General features: G+C 36.5%; 9 protein-coding genes. 4 read left to right on the top strand and 5 right to left on the bottom strand.

The features are described from left to right. Positions 1–511: 511 nt before the first annotated feature. From BC008_RS05150 to trxA, 3 genes are all read right to left on the bottom strand, one after another. Complete coding sequence (locus BC008_RS05150) at positions 512–1,123, bottom strand: CP12 domain-containing protein (RefSeq protein ID WP_027845887.1); 612 nt, start codon at positions 1,121–1,123, stop codon at positions 512–514. A 139-nt stretch (positions 1,124–1,262) separates the two neighbouring features. Further along, complete coding sequence (locus BC008_RS05145; RefSeq protein ID WP_036267700.1) at positions 1,263–1,715, bottom strand: CBS domain-containing protein; 453 nt, start codon at positions 1,713–1,715, stop codon at positions 1,263–1,265. 666 nt (positions 1,716–2,381) lie between these two features. Then, a complete protein-coding gene (gene trxA / locus BC008_RS05140; protein ID WP_027845885.1) occupies positions 2,382–2,702 on the bottom strand; it encodes a thioredoxin in 321 nt (106 codons plus the stop codon). A 139-nt stretch (positions 2,703–2,841) separates the two neighbouring features. On the opposite strand from trxA, the gene BC008_RS05135 reads away from it, so the two are divergent. Then, entirely contained in the window at positions 2,842–3,183 is a 342-nt protein-coding gene (locus BC008_RS05135; RefSeq protein ID WP_027845884.1) for a recombinase family protein, read from the top strand. A 625-nt stretch (positions 3,184–3,808) separates the two neighbouring features. Here BC008_RS05135 and BC008_RS05130 read toward each other — a convergent pair. Continuing rightward, positions 3,809–4,405, bottom strand: coding sequence for a PAP/fibrillin family protein (locus BC008_RS05130; RefSeq protein ID WP_027845883.1), 597 nt, complete (start codon positions 4,403–4,405; stop codon positions 3,809–3,811). A 186-nt stretch (positions 4,406–4,591) separates the two neighbouring features. On the opposite strand from BC008_RS05130, the gene argJ reads away from it, so the two are divergent. Beyond that, the gene (argJ, locus tag BC008_RS05125) at positions 4,592–5,905 is read left to right on the top strand and encodes a bifunctional ornithine acetyltransferase/N-acetylglutamate synthase (RefSeq protein WP_027845882.1); all 1,314 of its coding nucleotides are present in this window, start codon (positions 4,592–4,594) and stop codon (positions 5,903–5,905) included. Between the two features lie 183 nt (positions 5,906–6,088). On the opposite strand, the gene BC008_RS05120 is transcribed toward argJ, so the two are convergent. Continuing rightward, positions 6,089–6,613 carry a 2,4'-dihydroxyacetophenone dioxygenase family protein gene (locus BC008_RS05120; protein WP_058183304.1) on the bottom strand — a complete coding sequence of 175 codons (525 nt, stop codon included), beginning with the start codon at positions 6,611–6,613 and terminating at the stop codon, positions 6,089–6,091. A gap of 363 nt (positions 6,614–6,976) precedes the next feature. Here BC008_RS05120 and BC008_RS05115 point away from each other — a divergent pair, with 363 nt between their 5' ends. After that, a complete protein-coding gene (locus BC008_RS05115) occupies positions 6,977–7,666 on the top strand; it encodes a CAP domain-containing protein (RefSeq protein WP_027845880.1) in 690 nt (229 codons plus the stop codon). Between the two features lie 463 nt (positions 7,667–8,129). Further along, positions 8,130–9,554: a family 10 glycosylhydrolase gene (locus BC008_RS05110; RefSeq protein WP_058183302.1), complete on the top strand. Its 1,425-nt coding sequence runs from the start codon at positions 8,130–8,132 to the stop codon at positions 9,552–9,554. The last annotated feature ends 115 nt before the right edge of the window (positions 9,555–9,669 follow it).

Genomic DNA, 9,669 nt, shown 5'->3' with positions numbered 1-9,669 from the left:
AGTACTTTTTTACTCTTTTATTATTGATTTATTTAAGTAATTACCGATTGTGACAGTTAGAGTGCGGAAGATGGGATATATTGTTTTAAATCATTCTATATTTTCAGGACTTACGTAACAAAGCGGATCGTAGCAGATCCGTAGGTAGGACATAGATTTGTCATTATGACCAAAACGCAGTTTAGAAAAGCAATATCACAGATTTTGAGTCCTGATTTTAGCTAAACAGGCAAATTTAAGCACAAATTCATTTGGAAAAATTAAATACAGTAATTATCATCAGCGTCTATAAAGTTTGCGTTAGCGTCTATAAAGTTTGCGTTCGTAATGATTATGAACCACCTGAGATTGAAATCTAATCTCAAATAGTAACCATAATCATTAAGAACGCATGAATTCCCTATTTTGTTTGCGTTTAATTTGTTTGCGTTTAACTGGTTTGTATTTAAACTGTACCCAGGAAGTAATGGCAAACTATTGGCAAAGAGACATAAGTATATCTACATATTGTTTAATCTTCATAAATCCTACATTCTTCGGCTCCCGGATTCTCTTCGCAATATGCTTGGAAAGAGCTAAGCTTTTTCTGCGATCGCTGACGTGATGATTCTGCTTGTAATTCTTCCACTACATCCCATGCTGCAGCACACTCCCGAGAAGTATCGCCTTTTTCCGCACAGATAGCCCGAGCATCCTCACGCGCTGCTTCGATGCGATCCTCAAGAAACATATCTTTAGGCTTTTCAACAAAATCACTCTTATTGAGAATATCACTAATTGAAATAATGCCCAGCAAACCACCTTTAATTACCGGAGCGCGACGGATACGAGTATTTGCAAACAACCTCGCTACATATTCGACACCTAGCTCGGGATTAACCACAATACAGGGTTTAGTCATGATTTCATATACCCGTATTTGCTTGGGGTCTTTGCCATATGCAGCAACTTTATAAATAATATCTGTCTCAGTTACCATTCCATAGGGGTCGTCTTGTGTTCGAGGTTCTACAATCAAAGCTCGCAAACTTTTATCTTTCATTAGTCTGACAGCTTCTGCAACAGTTGCGGAACCACGAATGGTAACAACTTCTTTGGTCATTATTTCTTCTGCTTTCATCATAATCCTGGGAGTTAAAGTGATAATTTTTCTTTTATTGAGATTTTCCTTTTAGGAATCCTCTTTTGTGAAAATAATTTAACTAAATAATTTCAGCCTCGCAACCATAGTTGCTGACAGAATTTAATTCTGCGATTGCAACTTAATCTTCATATATTCTGGCTTCAGGAGCATCAGGATACTCCTCACAGTAAAGCTCAAAATTACTTTTTGGTTTCTCTACAAAATCACTTTTACTCAAAATATCTGTAATTGATATTACCCCCAATAATTTACCTTTAATTACTGGAGCGCGACGGATACGAGTATTTGCAAACAATCTTGCCACATATTCCACAGCCAATTCAGGGTTAACCACAATACAAGGCTTACTCATGATTTCATAAACCCGTATTTGTTTGGGATCTTTACCATGTGCAGCAACTTTGTAAACAATATCGGTTTCAGTCACCATACCATAGGGGTCATTTTCATTACGAAGTTCCACAACTAAAGAACGAAGTCCTTTTTCTTTCATTAGTTTTACAGCTTTGGCGACAGTTGCAGAACCAGCAATGGTCACAACTTCTTTAGTCATTATGTCTTCTGCTTTCATAATCTTTCTTTCTTTTACTTTCATTCGTAAAGCAATAACTATCTTTTTGATTCAAGGGTCAATTAACAGATAACTAGCACTTGATCACAGATGAGAAAACAAACGAATTATAAGCATCTGTTATCTCTTCACCCTCTAATAATTGACTCTTCATAGAAGAATTCAATTCAATTCAATTCAATTCAAATTTTTGACTCTGAGCAGAATGGCGCTAAGTTAAGACTCAAACCTTGAATGAATAAAGAGTGTCGGAGGTCTGGGAGGTAGCCTTATGCAATAACCTGCATGAATAACAATCCCCCCTCTCCCCACACTTCCCTTCTAGCAGGGATTCGGGGCGTAAGCACAACAGTTTTTTTTAGTGCCATTATTTCGAATCCGAGCAGTAGATATCCCCGGTGCATAGGCTTCTAATACACTCCCATTTATAGGGTGTATTATTATTAGATAGTCACAAACCGGGCATTTAGTTCTGATAATTTGTCTGCTAACTTTTCTGTACAAATACTTGCGATGAGGTAATTTTTCATCTTTTATAAGTTCATCTTTTATAAGTCATCTTTTATAAGTCATCTTTCGTAAATTGACGACTTGCCAGACTACCACAATTCGGACATCGGATTATTTGCGTTCTCCGCATAGTAAATTCCTGTTTGTTATGGTGTCTTAAAGTAATTCAGTCACGATCGTTTTGAACTTTTCATAGGGAACTACTCCAACAACTTTTTCTATGCAGCTTCCGTCTTTATAAATCATGACTACCGGTATACTGCGAATCCCCAATCTTTTGGCGAGACTCGGATTTTCGTCAAGATCTACTTTAGCAACCCTCACATGCTCCTCATATTCTTGAGCTAATCTGTCCATCATCGGAGCAATCATCTTACAAGGTCCGCACCAAGTTGCAGTAAAGTCAAAAACAAATACACCATCGCTGCTAGAAAGTGTATCGAATTCAGTCTCTTTGATATATTCAACCGTATTCATATGATTCTCCTTGCTTGAATCAAATATACAAGTATTATTATTTACAGGACTTCAAATAAAACTTCTTCTTAATTGATAAAGTTGAATTGTTTTGACCTGATGTAATATGTCTTCATAAGACAAGTACGCAAACAGAATAATGGCAGCCAACAAGGAAAATGATAATTACTTATGGGAAAAACTTAACCAAGCAAGGCAAGCTAAAGCGGCAAAAGGTGGTTATGCGGGATATGGTTCGCCCCCTTTCGGGCAAAAATCTGTAAATGGCGAACTGGTGGAAAACTCTCAAGAACAACAAATTATTGAATTAATTCGCCGCCATCATAAATCTGGAAAATCTCTCCCCCAAATCGCTAATTGGCTTAACCTAAAGGGATACAAAACTAAACGAGGAAAGCAATGGCAACCTGTTTCTGTTAAACGAGTATTAGATAGACTTTATGGGATAAAAGGAAGAATATCTGGTACTAACAGGAATTGAAACTTTTGTAAGAAGTAGATAAGAAACTAAAATTTCAAATACTTTCTTTTTTCTACAAAGTAACCCGATAATATTTTATGAGGGATACAGTTTTTTAATATCTTAACTTTAGTATACTATCACCTCTACAAACTAAAACCTATACTAAACAAAGCTTTCAGACATATATCCTTTACATCTCTCGTATTGTACAGACTTTTGTATAAATAATGCATAGTTTGACGAACAAAATTTACAAAACGTAATGTGTATTTATTCTACGAAATATTACAGTCTAAACTAAAACAAAAATTACTGTTGTTAGGTTATCCATACGCAGGTTGACAAAACATAGAGTAGCATTATAAATGACTGAGCTTGCTTAGTTTATTGGGTTTGTAGTTGGGTTATGTATACAACAGATACAGGCAAGTATAAGGAACCACAACAGAAATTTTTATGCTAAAACCCAACCGTTTTGGCTGGGTCTTGCTGGGGCTATATTCCCCTGAATTTTTATAATTTTATTGATAGAGTGATTTATCTTTGACCATCTGATAATTACTACCCAATTGGTACAAGAGATTTCGGAAGGATTGGAAAATTTTCTTCAAAACTTTCTGAATATTTTGAAACCGTTAAACCTTCATTTTCGACAAAACACAAATAAATTACCTGTTTTACCCCGTCCTATTCTGATTTCTTCATCCAGATAAGATGTTATCCACACAGCTTCATCACGGAGAGCTTCCAACACTGGAATTTTCAATTCAGGTAAAGTAAAAGGTTTTTGAAGTCCAAATGTAAATGCATTAAAGCTTACTAGGGCTGTTTTTCGATCTTCATTCCGTTTCCACACTCCATCAGCTTGTACTTTCCATTCTCCCAAAAAAGGTAATTCGATTTGGGCACAGTTTGAAGTATTAATCTTTTCAGTGTCGTCCGCAGTCAAATTTTGCCATACTCGCTTAATTTTTATTCCCGTCCAATCAGGAATTTTCGCAACTTTACGAGTAACTACAGTTCCTCGAGAAGCATATATAAGCTCCCAAATTCCAAACATTTTTAATTGATTCTCAACGCTTAAGGGTCGAACAATTGGGTTAGCTTCCTCGAGCTGTTCGACAATTTTATCGATTACTGGTTCTGCTTCTGGAAATATTGCTTCCTCAAATGATAAAGCTTCTACCTGTCCTATAAGTTCAGTTTTTAAAGATTTTCTGTTTGTGTTATCCTCTAGCATTTCATAAATTCTCATCTTGCAGAGAGAGCGTACTGCTACATTTCTATAATTATCAAAATTTTGGGCTTTAAGTTTTAGGCTTTAAAAATTCACAAATAGTTAATAACTAAAAACTAACTGCGAACTAGTAACTAATATATTGATATAATCCGCGATCGAACAATAAGATAGTTGGGGCAAAGCATCATGGCAGACTGGAAGGAAATTCCTGGTGGTGTCACAGCGCCTAGGGGATATCAAGCAGCTGGAATTGCTGCAGGCTTAAAACCTTCAGGCTCACCGGATTTAGCTGTAATATTTTCGGAAGTGGAAGCGATCGCAGCAGGTGTATTTACCACTTCCCAGGTAAGAGCAGCTTGTATAGATTACTGTCGCCAACGCTTGCAAGGCAAACATAGTGCCCGTGCTATTCTCTGTAATGCTGGACAAGCAAATGCTGGTACCGGAGAACAAGGTTGGTTGGATGCTAAATTATCCGCTCAAGTTTTAGGGGAAACCCTAGGTATTTCCCCAAATTTAATTCTATTAGCATCTACTGGGGTAATTGGACAAAGGATTCGCATGAATGCTTTAACTGCTGGAATTCCTAAGTTAGTCGCCGAACTTTCACCAACAGGTTCTGATGCTGCAGCCCAAGCAATTATCACCACAGACTTAGTAACTAAATCCATTGCTCTAGAAACGAAAATACACGACAAGATAGTGCGAGTGGGTGGGATTGCTAAAGGTTCGGGAATGATTCACCCTGACATGGCAACTATGTTAGCTTTTGTTACCACTGATGCTGCCGTATCACCCCAACTTTGGCAACAAATGTTATCCCGTGCTGCAGATAGAAGTTTTAATGCAATTACTGTAGATGGGGATACTAGCACTAACGATTGCTTAATTGCCCTTGCTAACGGTCAGTCTCGTACCCCTGCAATTACACAAATGGGTGCAGAAGCTGAAAAATTAGAAGCAATGTTAACTGCAGTTTGTCAACATTTAGCAAAAGCGATCGCCAGAGATGGAGAAGGTGCGACTTGTCTGATTGAGGTGCGGGTAAGTGGTGCACCCGATGAATTATCTGCTCGTAAAATAGCCAAAACTATTGTTGGTTCTTCTCTAGTTAAATCTGCAACCTTTGGACGCGATCCTAACTGGGGACGTATTGCTGCTGCTGCTGGGCGTGCAGGAGTACCATTTGAGCAAGAAAACCTCAGAATTGAGTTGGGAGACTTTCTTTTAATGGAAAATGGTAATCCCTTAGATTTTGACCGCAAAGCGGCTAGTCTTTATTTAGAAAAAGCTGCTGCTGATTCTGTCGTTTCAGAAAACTTACTTGCAACTGAGATCAGCAACGATCTTGTTGTCGATCGCATTAAAATCAAAACTCAAAACTTAGATAATCCTGTTACGATCGCGGTTAGTGTTGGTAATGGTAGCGGTTCTTCTGTGGCTTGGGGCTGTGACTTAAGCTACGACTATGTGAAAATTAACGCTGAATATACCACCTAAAAGGGAAGAGAAAACAGAAAGTAACAAGATAATTAATATCCCCAGATTATATTTTAAAATCACATCATTAAATAATCTGGGGTTAAATTTTCTCAAAATTCCCGCGATCGACGCAGACTCTGCAATTTCTCTGCGGGATTTATCTGTTCACAAATCAAATATGATTGCTACAGTCGAAAGGATTTAACGAATTATTAGATCTAACTGACGCACATCAAGACCGGTTTTATGATAGTGTTTCCTGCTCAACTCGAGAAAGGTGAACCCATCTTCATAGGAAGCAAAACCAGCGTCAACTGCTTTGTCCAAATAAATCAGACCACCCTCAACAATGAAAAAGATGACTGCTGGTTCTGGTGAGTCATCAGTTATAACCAGAGTGTGAGCCTCCCCAGCGGGTTCATAGATAAATGTTCCGGGCTTTGCAACCCAGTCATGCTCTAGGTACCGCCAATAACCACGCATTGTATAGCCATGAACGGTCCCAACATGGTAATGGGTCCCCAACATTGCACCAGGGAGACCTTTTAGGACTAAGCTAAACCCACCGGAGGTAACGTTAAAGCTACAGGGCTGGATCCAGACACCATCTACATAAGGAACCCAGAGTCGGTCATCATCCAGGTTAGTATTGGTGATAAAGTGCTCGCGGCTTCTTTGACTCGGATCTAGCCCATCAGTGAAACTGTTGAATACTGTTATGGGCATATATCTTACCTTTTATTAATCAACGATTGGGAACCCAATATCCGTTCAGAACAACATGCCATACTAATATTCTTCAAGCATGAAGTTGAATGCTATCTTCCCTTGGGGTCTAATGAAAATGTCTAACAAAAATATTTATTAACAGTTCTTACAGAACAAGAAGTTTTAGTAATTATCTAACAATTATGGGGAGTATATCAACTTTTGATTAAGTTAATTTACGGGGAATTAATATAGCCATAAAATATATTTTTTCTTTTTCTTTAAAAATAATATAAATAAAAAAATTCTGGAAAACGGACTTTAAATTTTGAAATTAAATATACAAACTAATGCCTTAATTACCGAATCTTGAGGTTATCGATGCGTCGCCTAATTTCTTGGATTCTTACCCCATTTTCCTTACTCACCGCATCTTGTGATGTATTAATGGAACAAAAATCGTCTGTGGCGGAAAACTTAACAGCAAATACAGATGTCACTACAGATAATCACCTTTCTCCTTTGGAAAGGAGAGTAGTGGATGAAATGAACAAAGCTAGGACAAACCCTGCAGCTTATGCATCTGTTCTGGAAGAATATAGAAACCGCTTTGAAGGTAAGCGCGTCAGAATTAGTTCTAATGTTTACTTACAGACTCAAGAAGGTGTTTCAGCAGTCGATGAAGCGATCGCATTTCTGAGAACAACTCCTCCAGTTGGAACTTTAACTGTATCAAAGGGAATGTCACTTGCAGCCAAAGACCATGTACAGGATCAAGGTCCAAAAGGTATAGTTGGTCATACTGGTAGCGACGGTAGCGATCCTTTTACCCGTCTGAATCGCTATGGGAATTGGGAAATTACAGCTGGAGAAAATATTAGTTATGGTTCCCACACCGCTCAAGATATTGTTATGCAGTTAATCATTGATGATGGTGTACCCGACCGCGGTCATCGAATAAATATGTTTAACCCCCAATTTAAGGTTACTGGAGTTGCTTTTGGCATTCATGATACATATCGCCAAATGTGCGTTATTACCTATGCAGGGGGTTATAGAGAAGCAACATAATTACAAAACTAAAATTAAACCCACTAAATAGAATATAAGTAATATCATGTCCGGTAAAACACTTGTAATAAGGTTCGTAGTAGCGCTTTAGCGTGGTAGACAAATATTGGCGCTAAAGCGCTACTACAAATATATTTTTTTCATAAGCAATTAGGCAGAGATCGTATGATTAGACGCTTGTAGCTATTGACAAAGTTTTTTCTAGTCTAATTACTTATTAAGTTATTTATTTTTAATTTTTTTTAGAATATTTATTTTGACTTTTAAGTATTTTCGAAATAACAATAATACATTTATTATTATTTAATATTTTTCTTTATTATTCCATAAGTTGATAAAAATTTTAAAAGCTTTTCCCAAATTGCAATCGGCTCTGTAAATTATATGTGGAAAACATGGATGTCGAACTGTATATATCTTTCGTATATGTATATTATGACTACCAAACAGCCACTATATTATTATGTCAAACCAAAATAAAAAATCTAATGGGTTTGGATGTGCAAATATTCCAATATCATTAATCCTAATAATTTTAGGAGGTGGTTGGTGGTGGTTTAGTCAAAAAAGTAATCAAGAATTTATCACTAGGCTTTTACCTAAAAATCAAATAGTAGCTATTCCTATTTTAGATTCTAGTTCCAGTCCATCTAAATCAAATTCTAATTCTAATTCTAATAATGCAAATTCCAACTCAAATAGTACTTTAATTAAGGCTCCTATTGTACCAAAAGTCTCTAGTTTACCCAAATCGAGTTCTTATACAAATCAAAAAAAAGATTCACTTCCACAAAAATCATTGCCTTTGATTAAGGCTCCCATTGTTCCAAAAGTTTCCAATAATTCTCAAAGAAGTAATTTTAACCCAAACAATCCTAATTTACATGCTCGCATAAATAAAGGAATAACAGCGAGTAACAAAAATACACCCGAGCAAAAATTATTAACTCAAACACCTTGGGAGAAAAAGACAATTAGGGGAATTTATTTAAGTCGTTATCATATTACTAATAATACTAACGAAGCAACAATTCGTAAAAGAGTTCGTTATTACCGGTCTCAAGGATTTAATACAATTATTCATGGAGTTTGGGGCAATGGTTGTACGATGTACAACAGCAAAGTAATGCAACAAAAAGTTGGATTGAAAAGCTGTCCCAATAAATTTCAAGACAAATGGTTAAACTGGTTAATTGATGAAGCACACAAGCAGGGTATGCAAGTTCATGCTTATTTTGAAAAAGGGATTAAAATCGATCAAGACAGTCCAATTTTTCATTTAGCTCTTACTAGTAATTGGATTGTCCCCGGTATCGATAAAACCTATCCTGCTGTCGACCATTATGTTCTAAATGTTGAAATTCCAGAAATAGCTAATTTTTTTAAAGAAATCTCAGTCGAGTTTGTAAAAAAATATCCCCAAATTGATGCAGTGCAATGGGATGATTATTTAGGATATCATGCCGAATTACCCGGACAGATAGATCGTACTGCTAAGTTAACCAAATTTGTTCGAGAAATGATTGCTGCTACCAAACAGGCTAACCCAAAAGTTAGTTTCGATATTTGTCACCATAATCCTTATTGGGCTAAACGATATTTTGCTGCAGATTGGTCAAAGTGGAATATCGATAGAGCATTTATTCAAGTTTATAATGATGCGAATTTCAAAGCAGAATTAAAATATGTCAGAAATTCGGCAGGAATTGCGATTAGCGATCAACAATTTAATCGTTTATCAGAATTAGTGAATAACCCAGACGTGAAAAGTATTTTAGTATTTCCTGTCGCCAATAAGCCCGAAGAAGCTGCTTCTAAGTTAAAAAGCTTAACTCAAGTAAAAAATCAGGGAACGAATTTCCCGAGAATCTCCCAGAGATTTCAATAAAAATAAAGTGTATATAACACTAAATCATTAATAATAGAGAAATTATTCCAGCATCCCCTAACCTAATATGTATATGGGAAATCCCGTTCAAACTAATTAATCTGAACGGGATCTC

The sequence above is a fragment of the Mastigocoleus testarum BC008 genome, from assembly GCF_001456025.1.
GTDB lineage: Bacteria > Cyanobacteriota > Cyanobacteriia > Cyanobacteriales > Nostocaceae > Mastigocoleus > Mastigocoleus testarum.
This window is presented reverse-complemented; position numbering and strand designations above follow the sequence as displayed.